Origin of the sequence: Pauljensenia sp. UMB3104 (assembly GCF_030217285.1) — a bacterium.
GTDB lineage: Bacteria > Actinomycetota > Actinomycetes > Actinomycetales > Actinomycetaceae > Pauljensenia.
Map to the genome: position 1 here is coordinate 69260 of NZ_JASONN010000002.1, position 24302 is coordinate 93561.

Sequence of the window (24302 nt, forward strand, 5' to 3'; positions counted from 1 at the left end):
TCAAGACACTTCAATTTCATCCAGGGATGAATATCCTGCTCGCTGACAAGACTGTTGAATCTACTTCCGGTGATAGTAGGAATGGAGCCGGCAAGAGTAGTTTCGTAAGGATACTTCGCTATATTCTCGGTGGATCGCTAGCTGGTATTCTGAAGTCGGATGCGTTGTCTGCTCATTCGTTCTGCGCGGAGATTGACATTTGTGGGGCGGGTGTTATAAATCGAGTGGAAAGACCTGTTTCTCCGAAAACGAAGGTTTATATTGATGCTGTGCAAATCAGCGTTGAAGACTGGAAGCGTGATCTGTCGGATTTGTTAGGTGTTTCTGATGTAGTCAGAAAACCGACAGTATCTCAAATATTTGGACAACTTGCTCGTGATTATTTCGAAGATCCGCTAAAAACCTATCGCAATGAGGGCAATTGGGAGTCGGGTATGCGAATCGGCTTTCTTCTTGGTTTCTCTCCTGAGATCCTAGTGAAGGCGGCCGAAATTATTGCTTTGGAAAAGAATCAAAAGGCTCTTCGCAAGGCTATCTCGGATGGTGTATTTGGGTCTACTACAGCCAGCGAGTCGGAACTGCGTGCTCGCTTGGCTCAGGCGCGTAAGACACGAGACCGTGTGGAGTATAGTCTTAAGGGATTTAGAGTCGATGAACAGTATGCTGTCCATCAAGTGAGAGCGGACGAGCTGAGTCGTGCTATTAGGGAGCTGAACGATGAGGGCCTTTCGTTAGAGAAGCGAAGGTCCGATCTCGAAGCTGCCATGTCTGAAGAGCGGCCTGCGATTGTAGGAGCGGAACTATCTCGGCAATTGGAAACGATGTATGCAGAGATTGGCATTATCATTCCCGGTGCTGCACTTCGACGCTTTGTTGAGGTTGCTGACTTTCATGCGTCCGTCGTGCGTAATAGGCGGATGTATCTCGAGAATGAATTTGCTGCAGTGAGTCAGCGTCTTGAAGAGATTAGCTTAAAACGTCAATCATTGGATCAAGATCGAGCAAGCGTCATGGCTGTACTCAAGGAATCTATGGCGTTAGATACGTTTCGAAGCATGCAAAAGGAGCTTGCTGACCTGGATGCTCGCGTCGCAGATTTGGAAAAGCGTCTTGAGCTCGTGCAGTCAGTTAGCGATTCGGGGATACGTCTGCGTGCAATGAAATCCGAAGTAGAGTACAGTCTACGCGCTGAAATTGCTGAGCGAGAGGATTCTCTTGAGTCGTCCATTGCGCTATTTCAGCAGTTGGGTGAAGAGATCTATAGTGATCGTCGTGTTTCCCTACTCATAGAGGCGACTTCTAGAGGGGTACTTAAAGTAGAGCCAAGGATCGATGGTGACGCCTCGGCTGGAATTCAGGGGGTCAAGACCTTCCTCCTGGACCTTGTGTGCTTAGTCTCAGCGATTCGCCTTCACCGGGCTCCGAGGATTCTTGTGCATGATAGTCAGTTGTTTGATTCTATGGATGATCGGCAAATAGCTTCCTGTCTCAACATTGGCGCACGGTTGGCGGATACACATGGCTTCCAATACATAGTGACACTTAACTCTGATCGCCTCGCGGCGGCTGAGGCTGAGGGTTTCGATCGGATGAATTACGTCATCGATCCGGAACTTACCGATGCTGGAGATGGGGGTGGACTCTTCGGCTTCCGTTTCTTTTAGCTCTGGTGTGGGTCGTTTTGGCGATTAGATTAGAGATGAGCTAATCGTCTTAGTTGTTTGCATTCTTTACGTTTAAGATAGTTGTGAAGTGTTCTTCTTTGGATCTTCCTCGGATTTCGTCAAGCCGTCGCCTGCTTATGAGGAAAATTGGGGAGCGCTGGAGCTTCCTCGCAGACAGGAGGCCACACACGATGGACACCATCAGGAAAGCGGATAGCCGCCGCGGGCGGATCGCCTACGAGGTTGCGGGGCTCGCGTGGCTCGCCGAGGCCTCGGGCCCCGGGGCCGCCGTCGTGCCCGTCCTCGATCACGGCGCGACGTGGCTTGAGGAGCCCCGCTTGGTCTCCGTCTCGCCAACCCCTCGGGCGGCAGAGGAATTCGGCCGCGCCCTCGCCCAGACGCACGCCGCCGGAGCCAGCCACCTGGGTGCGCCGCCGCCCGGCTTCGAGGGGTATGGCTGGATGGGGGAGGCCCACCTGTCGCTACCCGACCGCCCGAGTCCGGCCCCGGCCTCGTCGTCGGAAGAATCCTGGGGTGCCTTCTACGCGCGCGAGCGCATCGCCCCCTACGCCGACGACCGCACCTTCACGCCCGCCGAACGCGCGCTCATCGACAAGCTCTGCGAGCGCCTCGAATCGGGCGCACTCGACCACGACCAGCCGAGCCTCGTCGACGATGCGAAAAAGCGCCAGAACAACGTCGGCGCCGCCCGCACCCACGGCGACCTGTGGAGCGGCAACGTCATGTGGACCCCGGGCGGTGCCGTCCTCATCGACCCCGCCGCGCAGGGCGGTCACGCCGAGGAGGACCTCGCTGCGCTCGCGGTTTTCGGATGCCCGCACTACGAGCGGATCCTCGCCGCCTACGACGAGGCTTCACCCCTGGAGGACGGCTGGCGCGAGCGCATCGCCCTGCACCAGATGCACATCATCATGATCCACTGCGCGGTCTTCGGGCGCTCCTACGTGCCCGAGGCCATGGCGATCGCCTGCAGGTACGCATAGACCGTGTCTCCCTGCGCGCGCCCGAGCGCAGAGACAGCAGACAAAGACCGCGCCTCCCTCCGCGAACCCGCACGCGCATGCGTGGGGACGAGGAGAGAGGCGCGGCAACGCTCGAAGGCGTGGAATCAGGCGCGAGCGTCGTAGTGCTGCAGACCCGAATCCTCTCGCGAGCCACCCTGGCCGTCGCCCACGTCGTGGTAGTCGTGGATCCACTCCAGGCGGCGCACCCACTTGACCATCTTGTAGCCGTGCTGGGAATCGGCGCGCAGACGCAGGGGGCCGCCGTAAACCTCGGGCAGGGGCTCGTCGTTCATGCCCCAGGCGAGGATGCACTCGTCGTCGTCGATCATCGACGGGTCGATGCACTCGTAGTAGGGCTCGGTCGGGCGCCCATCGTAGGTGTGTCCGACGTGTCCGAAGGAAGTGGCCATCAGGTAGTGCGCGCCCTCCGTGGGCGTCACCTGCTCGAGGAGGTCCTTGAGGCGGATACCCTCCCACTTCGCGATGCCGGTCCACCCCTGCATGCAGGTGTGCATCGTAATGTTCGTGACCTTACCCAGGGCCTTCAGCTCATCGATGGAGAAAGACTTCTCCTCTTCGACCAGGCCTCCGATCTCGAGGCGGAAGTTCTTGAAGTCGTCCTCGCGCAGGGCGATGTATTCCTCGGACTGCTCCTTTGTCGGCGGGCGCGTGTTGACCCAGTGGAACGGGGAAATGTCGTCCTCGGTGAAGGTCTTCTTCGCGACCTGACGCGACTTCAGGCGGTCGATCGTGAGGGCGCGGATGGGCTGCGTGGCACCCCAGATCCAGCGCTGGGTGCGGCGCAGGTTCGACAGGGACCAGTAGGAGGCGCCGATCCACAGGGCGATGGCGACAACGATGCCGATGATCAGCATGGTGACAGCCTGAGCGAAGCGCGCCGCCGAGATGTCGTCGTAGTTTTCGCCGAGCATCATGTGCGCGATGTTGTACTTCGGGTGGACGATGAACACGAGAGCGACGTGCATGACCACGAAGAAGCAGTAGAAGGCCATGCCCAGGAAGTGGATGGAGCGGGCCGTCTGGCGGTTGCGGAAAAGCTTGACGTACTTCGGGAAGCGTCCCGCGAACGTGGGGGACATGATGGGGCCGGTCGCGATCATGAGGGGCGCGACGATGAAAACGACCGTGAAGTACATGAGCTTTTGGAGCGCGTCATAGGGCTGGAAGTGCTCGATGGAGGGGATCTGCAGGCCCATGTAGATCTTGGCGCTCTCCCAGGCCTCGGGGAAGATGGACCACGAGGTGGGGACGATGCGTCGCCACTGGCCTGTCCCGAAGAGGAGGGCGACGTACACGAAGCCGTTGATGAGCCAGATGGCCGTGACGAGTGCGTGCCACGCGCGGCCCAGGCCGATCTGTCCGCGTCCGGGCAGGGAGATCAGCGGGTGGAGGTTGCGCTGGTCGTCGCGTGCCGTGAACTCGCCGGGAACGGTCGACACCTTGTCCTTCGTGAACTTGAGCCACTCTGATCCGGGCGTGCAGTGATTGTTCCAGTACAGACGCGGGTGCGATGCGAGGACCTCCCAGCCGGAGCGGATGAGGAAGCCCATCATGATGAAGTTGATGAAGTGGGTGATCCTCAGCCAAGCGGGAAAAGTGTCGAGGTCGACGGCACCGGCTGCGCTAGCCATTGCTGCGAGCGCGTGCATTGCGGTTCCTCCTGTGTGGCGTGAACGATAGAATGCCTCGTAGATTAGAGGGAAAATGCGCGCATAATTAGCTGTCAAATCATGTTTTAGCGCAGTGGGCTACAAGTTGCCCGCTTGTCAAGCTCGATTTGAGAGGGTAAAAGCCATTCTTTTGGAAAAAGGAATGTTTATTAATTCTGGGGTCGGATTACGACAGAACGAGGCCGGGGCCAGGTCGTGCGTTGACCCAGCCCCGGCCTCGTTCCCGGAGATGTGAATGACCTACAGGCGCGGGATGTTGCGCATGTTGGAGGTGGCCATCGAGAAAGCCTCGGCGATGCCGCGGTTGAGAACGATCTTGCTCATCGCGGTCGCGAAACCGACGACCTGGCCGCCGGTGATGGCCGGCGGGAGAGAGAGTGCGTTCGGATCCGTGATGACTTCAATGAGGGCGGGGCCGGGCGCGGCGAACGCCTCGCGGTACGCGTCCTCCAGGCGAGATGCGTCCTCGACGCGCTCGGCGTGGAAGCCAATTGCACGGGCGATCTCCGCGTAATTCGTATCCGGGACATCCGTCTGGAAATCGGGAAGGCCGTTGACCAGCATCTCCAGCTTCACCATGCCCAGCGTCGAATTGTTAAAGACGACCACCTTGACCGGCAGGTCGTACATCTTCGCGGTGATGAGCTCGCCCAGCAGCATCGAGATGCCGCCGTCGCCCGACACGGACACGACCTGGCGATCCGGGTAGGCGACCTGAGCGCCCAGTGCCATCGGCAGGGCGTTCGCCATCGACCCGTGCAGCAGCGAACCGATGAGGCGACGCGTGCCGAGCGGATCGATGTAGCGGGCGGTCCACACGTTGCACATGCCCGTGTCTGCAGTGAAAATCGCGTCCTTCGCGGCCGTCTCGTTGAGGAGGTGTGCGGCGTACTCGGGGTGGATCGGACGCATCTTCTCCACGTTGCGCGTGTAGGCGCCCACGGGAGCGTGCATGATCTCCGAATGCTTCTTGATCTTGGACTTCAAGAATGAGTCGGAACGGTTCTCACGCAGGTGGGGGAGGAGTGCCTCGATGAAGGGCTTGACCTGCGCGTGGATAGCGAGGCCGACGTCCGTGCGGCGGCCCAGCTTCTCCGCGTGCGTATCCACCTGAATGGTCGGGGTGTCAGGCAGGAACTGGTCGTAGGGGAAGTCGGTGCCCAGCAGGATCAGCACGTCGGCGTCGTTCATGCCCTCGGCGGCTGCGCCGTAGCCCAGCAGGCCCGTCATGCCCACGTCGAAGGGGTTGTCGTACTGGATGAAGTGCTTGCCGCGCAGCGAGTGGCCGATCGGAGCCTTGAGCGCGTCCGCCAGGGCGATGACCTCGTCATGGGCGCCCTCGACGCCCGCGCCGGCGAAGATCGCGACCTTGTCAGCCTTGTTGAGGAGGGCTGCGGCCTCTTCAACGTCGGCGGCGTTGGGAGCCAGCGTCGCGGGGCGCGCAGGCGCGTAGGTGGGAATGTGCTCGACGGCCTTGAGGTCCGAGACGTCGCCGGGCAGGGTGATGACCGAGACGCCGCCCAGGCCGACAGCGTGGCGGATCGCCGAGTTCACCGTGCGCGGCGACTGTGCCGCGGAGGAAATGAGTTCGTTGTAGACCGAGCACTCCTCGAAAATGCGGTCCGGGTGGGTCTCCTGGAAGTACATCGTGCCGATCTGCACGCTCGGGATGTGCGAGGCAATGGCCAGGACGGGTGCTCCCGTGCGGTTCGCGTCGTACAGGCCGTTGATGAGGTGCAGGTTGCCCGGGCCGCATGAACCCGCGCACACGGCAAGCTTGCCGGTGAGCTGAGCTTCGGCCGATGCAGCGAACGCCGCCGCCTCCTCGTGGCGCACGTGGATCCAGTCGATGCCACCCTTCTTCGAGCCGCCGGTCTTGCGCACGGCGTCAACGATGGGGTTAAGCGAGTCACCGACAATGCCGTAGATACGGTGGACTCCAGCGTCAACGAGCTGAGCCACGATCTGTTCCGCGACGTTCATGCCATCTCCTTCATGTCTTTGGCTGTGAACTGCTCAAATAACAATAGGCATGACCAAGGTCCTATGTCGCTTCGGCGTGATCGACGGATCAAGGCGAAGTGTCGGTGGAAGAGGCCCGCGTTCCTCCGATAGGATGGCAACGCCCCAATAGCTCAGTCGGTCAGAGCAGCGGACTCATAATCCGTGGGTCGTCGGTTCAAGCCCGACTTGGGGCACCACCACCTCGTCACCTCATCAGGCAACCGTGTCGGACGATTTCTGCACCACGTTGCATAGGGCCCATGGTCGCCCTGTGCGCGACGAAGGGGGCGTTAGTCCGTCGGTGAGTGTGTCTGACGTTACGAACCTGGCAGTGCGCCGACATTCACGGCTGTCACGAACACCCACACGCAGACGAACGCCGCTATCGAGGACGTCACAAAAGCTGCGATCGCTGCACCAATATGAAAGCCGACGGATGGATTCATGCGTCTGACGCACACGACGTAGAGGGTATGGATCAAGCAATTCCACCACAGAGTCCCCAGAAACAGGAATGGCATGATCAGAGACTTGGGGGCACCATGGTCGACTGCCTGTCCATAGAGCCGTACAACGGCGACAGTAGCGACCGTAAGAAACGCCAGACTCGGCAGCGCCCACAAGCGCCACCACCTCCAACGCCACCCGTTGTCCTCCGGTATGGCTATGGCGCGATGGGTGCGCCATGGATTCACCGGGTTGTTCGCGCCCGGGTAAACGATCGGTTCGAGGTAGCTCAGATCCTCGTGTGTAGGTGCTGGTGATGCGACGGGTGTTGGCTCAGCTGCGTGTGTGCGGCCCCGTTCCTCCTCGAGAGCCATGATCACTGCCCACTCCTCGTCAATCGACAAGGCACGAGGTGTCGCTGGGTCACCGCCAACCCGTGAGGGGGTGGGCGGGCTTGGTTCGCGGTGAGATTCGTCGTCGATGCTCATACCTCAATAGTGCCCCGTTGCGTATACATCTGCGTCCATCTCGCTCGGGCGTGCGAATCGGTCACGATGTCATAGCCTGTCACTGTGGAGCCTCACAATGTTCCTTTCCACATGCCTGTACGACTGACGCATCCTCAATGGGGTTGAGCAACGTCATCTGCTGGACTTTTGCAGTGTCTGGGTTTCGGGGTTTCCGGGCTCGTATTACTACGGCTTACTGCGGCGTAAGAGCACTCGATACGGTGTCATCACCCAGATGGGCTGCGGCGGTGCCGTGAGGTTCCAGCAATGCTCGAGATCGGGTGAGGCGTGGCGTCGATGCGGATAGGTTGTTCCTTCCCGGATAGGTTATGAGCATCCGGATAGGTTAATAAGCTATCCGGATGTGCGTTACCTATCCGGATGTGCGTTACCTATCCCAATGTGCGTTACCTATCCGGATGTGCCCGCACTCGGGATCTGAGGGGCGAGGGCGCAACGTTGTGGTGCATATTCACATGGCGATGACTCATGAGTCATGGGTATGAATTCCTGTATGGCTCGACAGAACCAACTCGTATCGGCACCACCACCCATACCAGGGTTCCGCCAGTATCGCGCCCGACGAACCAGCTGGCCCCGGCCTCGTTCCCGTGAAACCCTGCACATATCACATCCTGCCTTGACTCGCGATGCGACTCACGGTAGCCTGAGTATTTGCGCCTTATCATGCCCGAGGTGACCCGTATCCAGCCGTCGTAACAGGCGCTTGACGGACCAGGACGCGTCAGATAATGGGTGATAAGGCAGCGTGCGCACCGTTCATGCAGGGAAGGATCCCCTTTGGCTGCCAACAGCACCGCCAAACAGCCCAAGCACCGCATCTCATTCGCCAAGCTTCGTGAACCCCTCCAGGCCCCCAATCTGCTGGGCCTGCAGGTCGAAAGCTTCGACTGGCTGCTGGGTAACGACGCGTGGAAGGCCCGCGTCGAAGCCGCTCAGGCGTCCGGCCGTAACGACGTCCCCGACGTCTCCGGCCTCGAAGAAATCTTCCACGAGATTTCCCCCATTGAGGACGTTGCAGGCACCATGAGCCTGTCGTTCCACGACCACCGCCTCGAATCCCCCAAGTACTCCATGGAGGAAGCCAAGGCGAAGGACTACACGTACTCCGCACCCATGTACGTGACCGCCGAGTTCATGAACTACGAGACCGGCGAAATCAAGTCCCAGACCGTGTTCATGGGCGACTTCCCGCTCATGACCCCCCGCGGTACCTTCATCATCAACGGCACCGAGCGTGTCGTCGTCTCCCAGCTCGTGCGTTCCCCCGGCGTGTACTTCGAGAAGCTCTCGGATCGCTCGTCGGACAAGGAGACCTTTGGCGCGAAGATCATCCCCTCGCGCGGCGCATGGCTCGAGTTCGAGATCGACAAGCGTGACACCGTCGGCGTGCGCATCGACCGCAAGCGTAAGCAGTCGGTGACCCACTTCCTCAAGGCCGTCGGCATGACCGAATCCGAGATTCGCGACACCTTCGCCGACTACCCGGTCCTCCTCGAGACCCTCGAGAAGGACACGGTCGCCACGCAGGAAGAGGCCCTGCTCGACATCTACCGCAAGCTGCGCCCCGGCGAGCCCGCGAACGTCGACGCCGCCCAGACGCTGCTCAACAACTTCTACTTTGACTCTCGTCGCTACGACCTGGCCAAGGTCGGCCGCTACAAGATCAACAAGAAGCTGGCCATCGAAGCCGACCCCAAGGCCTCGACCCTGTCCCTCGAGGACATCGTCGCGACCGTCAAGTACCTCCTCGCCCTGCACCAGGGCGACAAGACCTTCGCGGGCACCCGCAATGGCGAGCCCGTCGAGGTTCGCGTTGAGGTTGACGACATCGACAACTTCGCCAACCGTCGTATCCGCGCCGTCGGCGAGCTCATCCAGGGCCAGGTCCGCACGGGCCTCGCCCGCATGGAGCGCACCGTGCGCGAGCGCATGACCACCCAGGAGACGGACTCGATCACGCCCCAGACGCTGATCAACATCCGCCCCGTCGTGGCCGCGATCAAGGAGTTCTTCGGAACTTCCCAGCTCTCGCAGTTCATGGACCAGAACAACCCGCTGGCCGGCCTGACCCACAAGCGCCGTCTGTCGGCCCTGGGCCCCGGCGGTCTGTCGCGTGACCGCGCGGGCATGGAAGTGCGAGACGTCCACCCCTCGCACTACGGCCGCATGTGCCCGATCGAGTCCCCTGAAGGCCCGAACATCGGCCTTATCGGCTCGCTCGCGACCTTCGCGCGCATCAACCCCTTCGGTTTCATTGAGACGCCCTACCGCGTCGTCACGGACGGCAAGGTCACCGACGAAATCCGCTACCTCACCGCGGACGACGAGAAGGGGCACTTCATCGCCCAGGCCTCGTCGCCCCTCGAGGCCGACGGTTCCTTCGCCGAGCACGACGTCCTGTGCCGTGTCGCCGGCGAAGACCCGACCCTGATCGCCCGCGATCGCGTCGACTACATGGACGTGTCCGCACGTCAGATGGTGTCCGTCGCCGCGGCGTTCATTCCCTTCCTGGAGCACGACGACGCGAACCGAGCCCTCATGGGCGCGAACATGCAGCGTCAGGCTGTGCCGCTGCTCACCACGGAAGCCCCGCTGGTCGGCACCGGCATGGAGATGCGCGCTGCGCACGACTCCGGCGAAATGATCCTCGCCGCCCACTCCGGCGTCGTCTCCGAGGTCTCCGCGGACCTGATCGTCGTCTCCACGGACGAGGGTGGCCGCGACTCCTACCGCCTCGAGAAGTTCGAGCGCTCCAACCCCGGTAACTGCACCAACCAGCGCGTTATCGTGGACGAGGGCGACCGTGTCGAGGTCGGCGACGTCCTGGCCGACGGCCCCGCCACCTCCAACGGTGAGGTCGCGCTCGGTAAGAACCTGCTCGTCGCCTACATGTCGTGGGAAGGCCTCAACTACGAGGACGCCATCATCCTGAGCCGTCGCGTCGTGGAAGAGGACATCCTCACCTCGATCCACATCGAGGAATACGAGGTCGACGCCCGCGAGACCAAGCTCGGTGAGGAAGAAATCACCCGCGATATCCCCAACGTCTCCGAGGAATCCCTCGCAGACCTGGACGAGCGCGGCATCATCCGCATCGGCGCCGAGGTCACCGCCGGCGACATCCTCGTCGGTAAGGTCACCCCGAAGGGCGAGACCGAGCTGACCTCTGAAGAGCGCCTGCTGCGCGCCATCTTCGGCGAGAAGGCCCGCGAGGTGCGCGACACCTCCCTGCGCGTCCCCCACGGCGAAGAGGGCATCGTCATCGGCGTCCGCGAATTCAACGACGACGAAGACGATCTCAACCCCGGCGTGCGCCAGACCGTGCGCGTCTACGTCGCCCAGCGACGCAAGATCACGATCGGCGACAAGATGGCCGGCCGCCACGGCAACAAGGGCGTCGTGTCCAAGATCCTCCCGGTCGAGGACATGCCCTTCCTCGCCGACGGCACGCCCGTCGACATCATCCTCAACCCGCTGGGCGTCCCCGGCCGAATGAACGTCGGCCAGGTGCTCGAGTACCACCTCGGGTGGCTCGCCCACCAGGGCTGGGATGCCTCGGCCGCTGTCGAGGCCGGCGAAGAGTGGGCAGCGCACCTGCCCGCCGACGGCATCAAGACCGAGCCCGGCACCCACGTCGCCACCCCCGTGTTCGACGGCCTCGAGGCCGACGAGCTCGCGGGCCTGCTGCGCAACGTGAACCCGAACCGCGACGGCGACGTCCTCACCAACTACGAGGGCAAGGCGCGCCTCTTCGACGGTCGCTCCGGCGAGCCGTTCCCGTACCCGATCTCGGTGGGCTACACCTACATGCTCAAGCTCCACCACCTGGTCGACGACAAGATCCACGCCCGCTCCACGGGCCCGTACTCGATGATCACGCAGCAGCCGCTGGGCGGTAAGGCCCAGTTCGGCGGCCAGCGCTTCGGCGAGATGGAGGTGTGGGCCCTGGAAGCCTACGGCGCCGCCTACGCCCTCCAGGAGCTGCTGACCATCAAGTCCGACGACACCACCGGCCGCGTCAAGGTGTACGAGGCCATCGTCAAGGGCGAGGACATCCCCGAGCCCGGCATCCCCGAGTCCTTCCGAGTCCTCATCCAGGAAATGCGCTCGCTGTGCCTGAACGTCGAAGCTCTCGACGCGGCCGGCAACGTCATTGACCTGCGTGAGCAGGACGAAGACTTCAATGCGCGTGAGGACCTGGGCATCACTCTTGATGCTCGTCCGAACGCTGCGGCGACCATCGATGCGATCTGATAGGGAGAGATAACTTTGCTGGACGCCAAAACGTTCGACAGCCTGAAGATCACCCTGGCCACCGGCGACGACATCGCCGTCTGGAGCCACGGTGAGGTCAAGAAGCCGGAGACCATCAACTACCGTACGCTCAAGCCCGAGCGCGACGGCCTGTTCGGTGAGCAGATCTTCGGCCCCACGCGCGACTGGGAGTGCGCGTGTGGCAAGTACAAGCGCGTGCGCTACAAGGGCATTATCTGCGAGAAGTGTGGAGTCGAGGTCACTCGCTCCCGCGTCCGCCGTGAGCGCATGGGTCACATCGACCTCGCCGCCCCCGTCACGCACATCTGGTACTTCAAGGGTGTTCCCTCGCGCCTGGGCTACGTGCTCAACCTCGCGCCCAAGGACCTCGAGAAGGTCATCTACTTCGCTGCCTACATGATCACCGAGGTCGACGAAAAGGGTCGCCACGAGGATCTGGCTGAACTGCGCGCCGAACTCGAAGTGCAGAAGAAGCAGATGGAGAACAACCGCGACGCAACGATCAACGACTTCGCGGAGCAGCTCGAGTCCGACATCGCCGCCCTCGAAAAGGACGGCGCCTCGCAGGCCGAGCGCGAGCGCGCTCGCAAGCAGGGCGAGCGTGAGATGGCCAAGATTCGCCGCCGCTTCGACGGCGACATCGAAGGCCTCGAGGCCGTGTGGGAGCGCTTCAAGGACCTCAAGGTCGGCGACCTTGAGGGTGACGAGCGCCTCTACCGCGCGATGGTGGCCCGCTACGGCACCTACTTCAAGGGTGACATGGGCGCAGCCGCCATCCAGAAGCGCCTGGAGACCTTCGACCTGGAGGCCGAGGTCGCTGCGCTGCGTCAGACCATCGCCTCCGACTCCGGCCCGCGTAAGGCCCGCGCCATCAAGCGCCTGAAGGTTATCAACGCCTTCGTCGCGACCGGCAACTCGCCGGCCTCGATGGTCCTCACCAAGATCCCCGTGATCCCGCCGGACCTGCGCCCCATGGTTCAGCTGGACGGTGGCCGCTTCGCGACCTCCGACCTCAACGACCTGTACCGTCGCGTCATCAACCGCAACACCCGACTCAAGCGTCTGCTCGAGCTGGGTGCCCCCGAGATCATCGTCAACAACGAGAAGCGCATGCTTCAGGAGTCCGTTGACGCCCTCTTCGACAACGGCCGCCGCGGCCGCCCCGTTGCGGGCCCGGGCAACCGTCCGCTGAAGTCGATCTCGGACATGCTCAAGGGTAAGCAGGGTCGTTTCCGTCAGAACCTGCTCGGTAAGCGCGTCGACTACTCGGGTCGTTCCGTTATCGTCGTCGGCCCGCAGCTGCAGCTGCACCAGTGTGGTCTGCCCAAGCAGATGGCCCTGGAGCTGTTCAAGCCCTTCGTCATGAAGCGCCTGGTTGAGAAGAACTACGCGCAGAACGTCAAGGCCGCCAAGCGCAAGGTGGAGCGTCAGCGCCCCGAGGTGTGGGACGTCCTCGACGACGTCATCCGCGAGCACCCCGTGCTGCTCAACCGTGCACCTACGCTGCACCGCCTCGGTATTCAGGCGTTCGAGCCCCAGCTGATTGAGGGTAAGGCTATCCAGCTGCACCCCCTGGCCTGTGGCGCGTTCAACGCCGACTTCGACGGCGACCAGATGGCTGTCCACCTGCCGCTGGGCGCTGAGGCGCAGGCCGAGGCCCGCATCCTCATGCTGTCGACGAACAACATCCTCAAGCCCTCCGACGGCCGCCCCGTGGCCATGCCGTCGCAGGACATGATCATCGGTCTGTTCCACCTGACCTCGAACCCCGACCCGTCGGTCCCGGTCGAGAAGGACGAAGACGGAAACCCTGTGATTCCGTACTTCTCCAGCCAGGCGGAGGCCCAGATGGCGTTCGACGCCGGCAACCTGGACCTGAACGCGACCGCGCGCATCCGCTTTGCCGACGGCACCGTGCCGCCCGAGGGCTGGGAAGCCCCCGAGGGTTGGGAGAGTGGCGACGAGCTGATCCTCGAGACCAGCCTCGGCCGCGCGATCTTCAACGAGCAGCTGCCCACCGACTACCCGTTCGTCAACGAGGTCGTCGGCAAGAAGCAGCTCGGCAACATCGTGAACACGCTGACCCAGCGTTACCCGAACGTGCTCGTGGCGGACTGCCTCGACGCGCTGAAGTCGGCAGGCTTCCACTGGTCGACCTGGTCGGGTATCACGATCGCGTTCTCCGACATTCAGGCCTCGCCGCGCAAGCGCGAGATCCTGGCCCGCTACGAGGCCAAGGCCGCCGAGATCGTCGAGCAGTTCGAGACCGGTATCATCCTCGAGGAAACCCGCTACGAGGAGCTCGTCAAGCTGTGGCTGCAGTGCACCGAAGAGGTCGCGGAGGACATGCGCGCGAACTTCACCGAGCGTAACACCGTGTACCGCATGGTGAACTCGGGCGCCCGTGGTAACTGGTCGCAGGTTCAGCAGATCGCCGGTATGCGTGGCCTCGTGTCCGACCCGAAGCAGAAGCTGATCGAGCAGCCCATTAAGGCGAACTACCGCGAGGGCCTGACCGTTCTCGAGTACTTCATCGCCACGCACGGCGCCCGTAAGGGCCTGGTCGATACGGCTCTGCGTACCGCCGAGTCGGGCTACCTGACCCGTCGTCTGGTCGACGTCTCGCAGGACGTCATCGTCCGCGAGGCCGACTGTGGCACCCGCGCCGGCCTGAAGATCGACATCGCTCACAAGAACGAGTTCGGTGAGTGGGAGGCGTCCGAGACCATCGAGACGACCGCCTACGCCCGTAACCTCGCCCGCGACGCGGTGAACGAGGCCGGAGAGGTCGTCATGCCCGCGGGCACCGACCTGGGTGATGACCAGCTCGCCGAGCTGGTTGCCGCCGGCGTCGAGCAGATCGTCTGCCGTTCCGTCCTCACCTGTGAGTCGCAGGTCGGCACCTGTGCGGCCTGCTACGGCCGTTCGCTGGCCACCGGCAAGCAGGTCGACATCGGCGAGGCCGTCGGCATTATCGCCGCCCAGTCGATTGGCGAGCCCGGCACGCAGCTGACGATGCGTACGTTCCACACCGGTGGCGCCGCCTCCGCTGCGGATATTACGCAGGGTCTGCCCCGTGTTCAGGAACTCTTCGAGGCCCGTAGCCCGAAGGTCGAGGCGAAGATGAACGAGGCCGCCGGCCGCGTCCACATCGACGACGAAGACCCGAGCGCGCGTAAGGTCGTCATCACCCGTGACGACGGCAAGGAAGACCTGGTCATCGAGGTCTCGCGTCGCCAGAAGCTCCTCGTGTCCGAGGGCCAGCACATCGAGGCCGGCACCCCGCTGACCGAGGGCCAGCTGGATCCCAAGGAAATCCTGCGCATCATGGGCCGCAACGTGGCTCAGAAGATGCTCGTGGACGAGGTTCAGAAGGTGTACCGCGACCAGGGTGTGGGCATCCACGCCAAGCACATCGAGGTCATCGTCCGTCAGATGCTGCGCCGCGTCACCATCCTGGAGCCCGGCGACACGACGTTCATGCCCGGCGAGCTCGTCGACCGCATGGCGTACCTGACGCAGAACCGTCGCGTCGCAGCCGAGGGCGGCCAGCCCGCCTCCGGCCGCCAGATGCTGATGGGTATCACGAAGGCGTCGCTGGCCACGGATTCGTGGCTGTCGGCCGCGTCCTTCCAGGAGACCACCAAGGTCCTGACCGAGGCCGCCATGAACGGCAAGTCGGACTCCCTGGTGGGCCTCAAGGAGAACGTCATCCTCGGTAAGCTCATCCCGGCTGGCACCGGCCTGTCGCGCTACAACGACGTCATCGTTGAGCCGACGGCTGAGGCCATGGCGAACTCGAACTACTCCGAGGCCGACTTCGGTGACGGCTCCGTGTCCGAGGACTTCCTCGACGCGCTGGGCGCCATCGACTTTGGCATGAACTTCCGCGAGTAATCCGGTTTGTGACCGCTTGGGGCCCCGGCCTCGTCCGTGAAAACGCGACGAGGCCGGGGCCTCTTATCGTGTCTGCTCGCTTGCCCTGAGTGCGTCGGGGATGCCTCACGGCGGCGCAGATCAAGCACCAGCGGCGACGGTCGAACATGACAAGTTCAACCATTTGGAAAGCTGGCGCGCGGATGCTAGATTGGCCGCACACTATCCATCAACGCTTAAGGATGTCCTCTCATGCGCCTGTCCAAGAAACTGGTCATTGCTGCGCTCGGCTCCGCGACCCTCGTTCTCAACCCGTTGGCGGCCCTTGCGGCTGGTCCCACGATTGAGGATACGGACGGACCGCTCGTTCGGATTGCCATCTCCGACACGCTCAACTGCTCGATCAACTACAAGGGCGATAGATACAACGAGTTCTACAACGGTAACTCCACTACGGATCCAGCCGACTGTGGAACGTTCCTCGCTGTAGGATCTGAGCTCTTCGGTCCGGGGGAGCTGAATTCGCGTCAGGCACGGTCTATGAGTGCGATCGCCTGGACGCCGGTCTCGCAATCCAAGTCAGGAACAGGCACTCAAGCCGATCCGTGGGTCCTCACGACTGTCGTTCGCGGCGGTGGATTCGAGATTACGCAGACGGACACCTACTCCACGGGCAATGACTTCTACGCGACGACCTCGTCGGTGAAGAACATTTCGGATGCCGCTCAGGACTTTACCCTCTATCACGCGGCGGATTGCTACCTCCAGGACGACGATTACGGCTTCGGCGAGTACGACGCGAACACGGGGACGGTCATCTGCCGAGCGAAGGATCCGGAAACCGGTGGGCATTCGGATCGTGGCCGAGTCGAGCAGTTCGTCCCGACGACCGCCGGTTCGAACTACTACTACGGTGGCTTTTACGAGGTCTGGGATAAGCTCAAGGATCGTGCGCCGCTGCCCAACATGCTCGCGTACGCAGATTCCAACCGAGATAACGGCATGGCTGTGAGCTGGACTCGTACGCTCGAGCCGAATATGACGGCCGACTACTCTCTCATCACCTCCTTCTCGCCGAAGGGCCAGGTCGCGCTGTCCTCCGCGACATGCGCCGTCGCCCAGCCGGGCGCCGACTCCACCGCAACGCGCACCATCGGCGTGACGATCACGAACCCGAACCGTGATGCCAAGTCGGTTCAGACGGTCATTGCGACACTGTCGGACGATGCCACCTACGTTCCCCAGTCGGCCAGCGGCGCCCCCGAGCCGGCGGTCGCGGGCAAGGTGCTTACCTTCAATGATCTGGAGCTTCCCCCCAACGGGTCGGTGAAGTTCTCGTTCCTTATCACCGGCAGCGCTGAGGTTACTCCGCTCGTGAAGATCTCGGGGACGACGACGAGTGGCGCAGCCATTGCCGAGTCCGATACCTCGGCGTCTTCGACGTGCGATTTCCCCGAGCTTCCGACTCCCGAGCAGTCCCAGCCGACTCCTGAGCAGTCCCAGCCGACTCCTGAGCAGCCGCAGCCCACTGTCGAGCAGTCCCAGCCGACTCCTGAGCAGCCGCAGCCCACTGGCGGCAAGAGCACTGAAGGCAACAAGCTTGCCAGCACTGGCGCAAACACCGGAGTTGCCATCGCGCTCGTCGGCCTGCTAGGCGTCGCCGGCGTCGGCCTCGTAGCAGCGAGGCGCCGCGCACACTGATCGAAGATCCGGTCGATAACGGTACAGGGCCCGGTCCCCGCGAGGGGGCCGGGCCCTCGCGCATCCCCCGTGGTTGCCGTCGTCGGTGACGGGGCTGATACCGCCGTGGCGCCCCGGCATTAAGGTCCGCGGGTCCCGACCTCGGTGCGGGAGCGAGGCTTTCGGGGAGAGAGACTTTCCATGTAGGCAGCGAAGCCAGCGGGGTTCCAGCTCTCTCACCCTGACAGATTGTGCGGCGAATCCGACAGAACGGACGAGGCCCCACGACGCAGGGGCGACCGTGCGGTTGAATAGGTGGTGGCGGTTCCCAACTGCCCTCTGGTCTGCGGCGACCTGCGTCGATGGAGACATACACAGGGAAGGTAGGGGAGCTGGTCTGGCTCTGGGATGCAGGGTTTCGGAACTGAAAGAGGACATCAACAATGCATTCCATCAACTGGTCTGATGTGTGGAAGATGGTTGAGTCGATCAAGGTCCCCTTGATCGTCATCGGCGTGGCGCTGGCGCTCGCCATCATCGTCTCCCTCGCTGTTTTCAAGATGGGCAAGCCTGCCCGTAAGCTCACGCGCTCGACCGCGTGGATCGCAGCGTTCGTTGCGGTTGTCGTCGCTGTCGTGTCGATGATGTACGGCGGCTTCAAGACGGTGCTCGACCTTGCGGCTGGCACTGGTGCGCTGACGGACGCGTCGAAGGCACAGGTCGAAGTGCTGGGCAACGACATTTCGGACGAGGGCATGGTCCTCCTGAAGAATCAGGGTGGTGCCCTGCCTCTCGCCAAGGGCTCCGCGATCAACGTGTGGGGCTGGGGGGCGACGAACCCGATCTACGGCGGCACAGGCTCCGGCTCGCTGTCGAAGGATAATCCGACGACCTCCCTCCTGGATGGCCTCCACAATGCTGGCTTCAGCACGAACGATGAGCTGACGAACCTGTACACCTCCTACCGCGCTGAGCGCCCGGAGGTCGGCATGTTCAAGGCTGACTGGTCGCTGCCCGAGCCGACACAGGACAAGTACTCCGACGACCTGCTCTCCAACGCGGCTGCCTTCGGCGATACGGCGGTCGTGACGATCGCTCGCTCCGGCGGCGAGGGATTCGACCTGCCGCGCGATGTCAATAAGGAGATGGCTGACAACCCGTACTTCAGCTACACGAACAACTCCGATGAGTACACGGACTTCGAGGACGGTCAGGGCTACCTCGAGCTGACGCGTCCTGAGAAGGACATGATCGAGCTGGCGAAGAAGACGTCGACGAAGACGGTTGTTGTTATCAACGCTGCGAACGCCTTCCAGCTGGGTGACCTCCAGGATGACCCGGAGATCGATGCGATCGTGTGGGCGATTCCCGGCGGCCAGGTGGGTTTCAATGCGCTGGGCCGCATCCTGGACGGCGAGGTGAACCCCTCGGCGAAGACCCCCGACACCTTCGCGCGTGACATTAAGGCTGGTCCCGCGGCGAACAACTTTGGCGACTTCCAGTACACGAATATGACGGAGTTTGCGCAGGATGATCCCTTCAATAAGGGCACTCAGACGCAGCCGTCCTTCGTCAACTACAACGACTCGATCTACGTCGGCTACCGCTGGTACGAGACGGCCGCCGCTGAGGGCGTCATCGACTACGGCAACGAGGTCGTCTACCCCTTCGGCTACGGCCTGTCCTACACGACGTTCTCCCAGTCGATGGGCGGTATCTCAGTCGATGAGGCCACGGGTGCCATGTCCGCGGACGTGACCGTGACGAACACAGGCCAGGTCGCAGGCAAGGATGTCGTGCAGATCTACGACAACCCGCCCTACACGGATGGTGGCATCGAGAAGGCTTCTGCGAACCTGCTGTCGTTCGACAAGACGAAGCTGCTGGAGCCTGGCGAGTCCCAGACGCTGACGGTTTCCTGGAACCGAGACGATCTCGCGTCCTACGACGCGACGAACGCGAAGGCGTACGTGCTCGAGGCCGGCGACTACAAGATTTCCGCTCGCTCGAACTCGCATGACGTCATCGATGAGAAGACGTACACGGTGGGTGCCACGCAGACCTTCAACACCGCTGATAACACGCACGATGGTGACAAGGTTGTGGCCACCAACCAGTTCGACGATGCGAAGGGTGATGTCACCTACCTGTCCCGTGCGGGCCACTTCGCCAACCTCGCGGCGGCCACTGCCGCCCCCACGAACTTCGAGATGAGCGAGGCCGATAAGGCGAAGTTCCTCGCGAACTCGAACTACGATGCGGCGGCAGCTGACGCCGACAGTAGCGCGACGATGCCGACGACGGGTGCGAAGAACGGCCTCGTCCTGGGTGATCTCGCGGGCCTCGATTACAACGACCCGAAGTGGGATCAGCTCCTCGACCAGCTGTCCATCAAGGAGATGAACACGCTCATCTCCAAGGGTGGCTACGGCTCCCCGGCGATCTCGTCGATCGGCAAGCTGCGCGTGTCCGATGTGGACGGCCCCGCCTCGCTGAACAACAACTTCACGGGCGTCGGTTCGATCGGTCTGCCTTCCGCGGTCTCCGTGGCGGCCACCTTCAACAAGGAGCTCGCGCACTCCTTCGGCGATGCGATCGGCACGATGGCACACGACATGCAGGTCTCGGGCTGGTATGCGCCGGCGACGAACACGCACCGTTACGCCTACGCGGGTCGTAACTTCGAGTACTTCTCGGAGGATCCGGTTTTGGCTGGCTCGCAGGTCGCCGAGGAGATCAAGGGTGCTCAGGCCAAGGGCGTGTACGCCTTCCTCAAGCACTTTGCCCTCAACGATCAGGAAACCAACCGCACGCACATGCTGGCGACCTGGACGAATGAGCAGGCGATGCGTGAGGTGTACCTGCGTCCCTTCGAGATCGGCGTCAAGGATGGTGGCGCGCACGCGATCATGAGTGCTTTCAACTACATCGGCCCTGAGTACGCGGGTGCGAACTCGGCGCTGCTGAAGAATGTCCTGCGTGACGAGTGGGGCTTCCGCGGCATGGTCCTGACCGACTACTTCGCCGGCTACGGCTACCAGAACGCCGACCAGATTACCCGTAACGGCGGCGACATGATGCTCGCGACGCTCGACATGCCGATCGCGACGGTTAACGTGCAGGATGCGGCGGGTGTGACCGCGCTGCGCACTGCCTCGCACGACATCCTCTACACGGTCGCCAACTCGTGGATGTACGAGAATGGTCAGCCCGAGGTCACTCGCAACACCTGGGAGTACATCACCTGGGTGGTGGCAGGAATCCTCATCCTGTCGCTGCTGGTCCTTGAGGTGGTGGCGATCCGCCGCTACCGCACCCGCAAGGCGCAGGCCGTGATCACCGTCGAACCCAACGCTTCGATTGACGAGGCAGGGGCTGAGAAGGCGGACGAGTGACCACTTTGGGATCGATCGGACGGATCATAACCCTCGGGTGACAACAAGCTTCGTTCATCCGTGGCGGAGGGGCCCGCAGGTAAGCGCCTGCGGGCCCCTCCGCGTCGCACAGCACATGGGATGACGTGAGTCTTGACGAGCGCTGCGAGAGTCACTCAGACGGGACGACGTGTCGCCGCAGGAGGGGGACGAACCACCCCGGTACTGAACGGCGCGAGCGCTTCCGGGCCCCGGCCTCGTCGATGAGGGGGGAACCACACGTCAGCCCCTTTGACGAATGGCGACGTTTCCCACTATCCTTGAGGGTGGTTCCCGCCTCTGTGGGACCTCTGTGCCCGGGAAACCGGGAGCGGGCTCCGTCCGTCGGAGCTCCGGGCGTCATTCTCTGACCCTCGTGGTTATCATGGCGCGCCGGCCCCCAGCGGACACGTGTGCCCACGCGGGGGTGACGCAGTCGCGGAAGACTGACAATCAGGGCCGCCCCTCGACGTGAGGGGAGGCCGCCGACGGAAAGAAACTGGAGACCCAGTGCCTACCATTCAGCAGCTCGTCCGCAAGGGACGTGTCTCGAAGCGCGCGAAGGTGAAGACCCCCGCGCTGAAGGGCTCCCCCCAGCGTCGCGGCGTGTGCACCCGTGTGTACACCACCACGCCGAAGAAGCCGAACTCGGCTCTGCGAAAGGTCGCTCGTGTGCGCCTTTCGTCCGGCATCGAAGTCACCGCGTACATTCCCGGTGAGGGCCACAACCTGCAGGAGCACTCGATCGTGCTCGTGCGCGGTGGTCGTGTGAAGGACCTGCCCGGTGTGCGTTACCGCATCGTCCGCGGCTCGCTCGACACCCAGGGTGTCCGCGGCCGTCAGCAGGCTCGTTCCCGTTACGGCGCGAAGAAGGAGAAGAAGTAATGCCTCGTAAGGGCCCCGCTCCCCGTCGCCCCCTCGTCGATGACCCGGTTTACGGCTCCAAGGTCGTGACCCAGCTGGTCAACCGCGTTCTCCTCGACGGCAAGAAGACCGTCGCCGAGCGCATCGTCTACGGCGCACTTGAAACCGTTCGCGAGCGCACCGAGCAGGAGCCCGTCTCCGTGCTCAAGCGCGCCCTCGAGAACATCCGTCCGGCCCTCGAGGTCCGCTCCCGCCGCGTCGGCGGTGCGACCTACCAGGTCCCCGTCGAGGTTCGCCCCGCGCGCGCCACGACGCTGGCCCTGCGCTGGCTGGTCGACTTCTCGCGTCAGCGTCGCGAGAAGACCATGACCGAGCGTCTCGCCAACGAGATCCTCGACGCCTCCAACGGCCTCGGTGCCGCTGTGAAGCGCCGTGAGGACATGCACAAGATGGCTGAGTCCAACCGCGCCTTCGCGCACTACCGCTGGTGATTTAAAGACGAGGCCTGGGCAACCAGGCCTCGTCTCACGCAGCAAGAACACCCATTACTTCGAACGAAGGAACCACACTCGTGGCACTAGAGGTGCTGACGGATCTCAACAAGGTCCGCAACATTGGCATCATGGCTCACATCGATGCCGGCAAGACGACCGTGACGGAGCGCATCCTGTTCTACACGGGCATCAACTACAAGATCGGCGAGACGCACGATGGCGCCTCGACGACCGACTGGATGGAACAGGAAAAGGAACGCGGCATCACGATTACGTCCGCCGCCGTTACCTCTTTCTGGAACGGTAACCAGATCAACATCATTGACACCCCCGGTCACGTTGACTTCACCGTTGAGGTTGAGCGCTCGCTGCGCGTCCTCGACGGCGCCGTCGCCGTGTTCGACGGCAAGGAGGGCGTTGAGCCCCAGTCCGAGACCGTGTGGCGTCAGGCTGACAAGTACGACGTCCCGCGTATCTGCTTCATCAACAAGATGGACAAGATGGGCGCCGACTTCTACTTCTCGGTTGGTACCATTCGCGACCGCCTGCACGCGACCCCGATTGTCATGCAGCTCCCGATGGGCGCCGAGAATGACTTCGTCGGCAACATCGACCTGCTGACCATGGAGGCCCTGACCTACCCGGCCAAGGACGACAAGGGCAACGACACGCTCGGCTCCATCGTCGAGCGCGGCCCGATCCCCGCCGAGTACCAGGAAAAGGCTGAAGAGTACCGCGAGGCGCTCGTTGAGGCCGCCGCCGAGGGCTCCGACGAGCTGACCGAGGCTTACCTGGAGAACGGCGAGCTGACGATCGAGCAGATCAAGGAAGGCATCCGCCTCCTGACCATCTCCTCGCGCGCGTTCCCCGTGTACTGCGGTACCGCTCTGCGCAACATGGGCGTGCAGCCCGTCCTCGACGCCGTCGTGGACTTCCTGCCCTCCCCGCTCGACATCGGCGACGTTCGCGGCTTCCTCCCCGGCTCTGAGACCGAGGAAGAGACCGAGGTCCGTCACCCCGACGAGAAGGAACCCTTCTCGGCTCTGGCGTTCAAGATCGCCGCTCACCCCTTCTACGGCAAGCTCACCTTCATCCGCGTGTACTCCGGTAAGGTCGAGTCCGGCTCCCAGGTCCTCAACTCGACCAAGGGCAAGAAGGAGCGCATCGGCAAGATCTTCCAGATGCACTCGAACAAGGAGAACCCCGTCGACGTGGCGCACGCTGGCCACATCTACGCGGTGATCGGCCTCAAGGACACCACGACCGGCGACACCCTGTCCGCGATCGACAAGCCGATCGTCCTCGAGTCGATGACGTTCCCCGCCCCCGTTATCCAGGTCGCCGTCGAGCCCAAGTCGAAGGCCGACCAGGAGAAGATGGGCGTCGCCATCCAGAAGCTGGCGGAAGAGGACCCGACGTTCACCGTCGAGCTCGACGCCGAGACCGGCCAGACCATCATCGGTGGTATGGGTGAGCTCCACCTCGACATCATCGTCGACCGTATGCGTCGCGAGTTCAAGGTCGAGGCCAACGTGGGTAACCCGATGGTTGCCTACCGTGAGACCATCCGCAAGACGGTCGAAAAGTACGAATACACGCACAAGAAGCAGACCGGTGGTTCCGGTCAGTTCGCGCGTGTCATCATCGCCCTGGAGCCCCTCCCGGCCGACTCCGAGGAAGAGTACATGTTCGAGGACAAGGTCACCGGTGGCCGCGTTCCTCGCGAGTACATTCCGTCGGTCGATGCGGGCATCAAGGACGCCATGCAGTCCGGCGTTCTCGCTGGCTACCCGATGGTTGACATTAAGGCCACGCTGCTCGATGGCGCCTACCACGAGGTTGACTCCTCCGAAATGGCGTTCAAGGTTGCTGGCTCGATGGCGCTGAAGGAAGCCGCCAAGAAGGCTAACCCCGTCCTCCTCGAGCCGATCATGGCCGTTGAGGTTCGTACTCCCGAGGAGTACATGGGCGATGTCATCGGCGACCTCAACTCTCGTCGTGGTCAGATCTCGTCGATGGACGAGCAGCACGGCGTGCGCGTCGTCAAGGCTCAGGTGCCGCTGTCCGAGATGTTCGGATACGTTGGCGACCTGCGCTCCAAGACGCAGGGCCGCGCTGTCTACTCCATGGAGTTCGACAGCTACGCCGAGGTTCCGCGCGCCGTCGCGGACGAGATCGTCGGCAAGTCTCGGGGCAACTGAGTCCCACCGGGGGCTCGCGGGGCAGGTCGTCTGCCCTGCGAGCCGCCTCACACACAAGTAAACCCAGTAGGTCTCAAGCCCCAGGGGTGTTAAAGTGGCACCTAGCCGTAGGCTGAGAATATCTACCCGAGTCCA

At 62.7% G+C, this 24302-nt stretch carries 12 protein-coding genes and 1 tRNA gene; 10 read left to right on the top strand and 3 right to left on the bottom strand.

Features of this window, described 5'->3' with window-relative positions; translation table 11 throughout:
- The first annotated feature begins 26 nt into the window (after positions 1 to 26).
- Both QP415_RS01555 and QP415_RS01560 read left to right on the top strand, forming a co-directional pair.
- A complete protein-coding gene (locus QP415_RS01555) occupies positions 27 to 1664 on the top strand; it encodes an ABC-three component system protein (protein ID WP_285098193.1) in 1638 nt (545 codons plus the stop codon).
- Between the two features lie 191 nt (positions 1665 to 1855).
- Positions 1856 to 2668, top strand: a complete 813-nt coding sequence (locus QP415_RS01560) for a fructosamine kinase family protein (RefSeq protein ID WP_285098195.1) — start codon at positions 1856 to 1858, stop codon at positions 2666 to 2668.
- Between the two features lie 125 nt (positions 2669 to 2793).
- On the opposite strand, the gene QP415_RS01565 is transcribed toward QP415_RS01560, so the two are convergent.
- Both QP415_RS01565 and QP415_RS01570 read right to left on the bottom strand, forming a co-directional pair.
- Positions 2794 to 4359, bottom strand: a complete 1566-nt coding sequence (locus tag QP415_RS01565; protein WP_285098197.1) for a molybdopterin-dependent oxidoreductase — start codon at positions 4357 to 4359, stop codon at positions 2794 to 2796.
- A gap of 261 nt (positions 4360 to 4620) precedes the next feature.
- Positions 4621 to 6363 (bottom strand): pyruvate dehydrogenase, encoded by a 1743-nt coding sequence (locus QP415_RS01570; RefSeq protein WP_016460364.1) that lies wholly within the window; start codon positions 6361 to 6363, stop codon positions 4621 to 4623.
- 141 nt (positions 6364 to 6504) lie between these two features.
- Here QP415_RS01570 and QP415_RS01575 point away from each other — a divergent pair.
- Positions 6505 to 6581, top strand: a tRNA-Ile gene (locus QP415_RS01575).
- Positions 6582 to 6701: 120 nt separating this feature from the next.
- Here the strand turns inward: QP415_RS01575 and QP415_RS01580 are convergent.
- Positions 6702 to 7319 (bottom strand): hypothetical protein, encoded by a 618-nt coding sequence (locus QP415_RS01580; protein WP_152691188.1) that lies wholly within the window; start codon positions 7317 to 7319, stop codon positions 6702 to 6704.
- Positions 7320 to 8141: 822 nt separating this feature from the next.
- On the opposite strand from QP415_RS01580, the gene rpoB reads away from it, so the two are divergent.
- The 7 genes from rpoB to fusA all read left to right on the top strand — a co-directional run bounded on the left by rpoB (position 8142) and on the right by fusA (position 24167).
- Positions 8142 to 11618, top strand: a complete 3477-nt coding sequence (gene rpoB / locus QP415_RS01585) for a DNA-directed RNA polymerase subunit beta (RefSeq protein ID WP_285098203.1) — start codon at positions 8142 to 8144, stop codon at positions 11616 to 11618.
- Between the two features lie 15 nt (positions 11619 to 11633).
- Complete coding sequence (locus QP415_RS01590) at positions 11634 to 15536, top strand: DNA-directed RNA polymerase subunit beta' (RefSeq protein WP_016460336.1); 3903 nt, start codon at positions 11634 to 11636, stop codon at positions 15534 to 15536.
- Between the two features lie 231 nt (positions 15537 to 15767).
- Entirely contained in the window at positions 15768 to 17216 is a 1449-nt protein-coding gene (locus QP415_RS01595) for an LPXTG cell wall anchor domain-containing protein (RefSeq protein ID WP_285098207.1), read from the top strand.
- 422 nt (positions 17217 to 17638) lie between these two features.
- Positions 17639 to 20590 carry a glycoside hydrolase family 3 C-terminal domain-containing protein gene (locus tag QP415_RS01600; protein WP_285098209.1) on the top strand — a complete coding sequence of 984 codons (2952 nt, stop codon included), beginning with the start codon at positions 17639 to 17641 and terminating at the stop codon, positions 20588 to 20590.
- A 528-nt stretch (positions 20591 to 21118) separates the two neighbouring features.
- Entirely contained in the window at positions 21119 to 21493 is a 375-nt protein-coding gene (gene rpsL / locus QP415_RS01605; protein WP_003790639.1) for a 30S ribosomal protein S12, read from the top strand.
- Complete coding sequence (gene rpsG, locus QP415_RS01610; protein ID WP_003790637.1) at positions 21493 to 21963, top strand: 30S ribosomal protein S7; 471 nt, start codon at positions 21493 to 21495, stop codon at positions 21961 to 21963. Before rpsL ends, rpsG begins: the two co-directional genes overlap by 1 nt.
- A gap of 80 nt (positions 21964 to 22043) precedes the next feature.
- Entirely contained in the window at positions 22044 to 24167 is a 2124-nt protein-coding gene (fusA, locus tag QP415_RS01615) for an elongation factor G (protein WP_048676540.1), read from the top strand.
- Positions 24168 to 24302 lie beyond the last annotated feature (135 nt).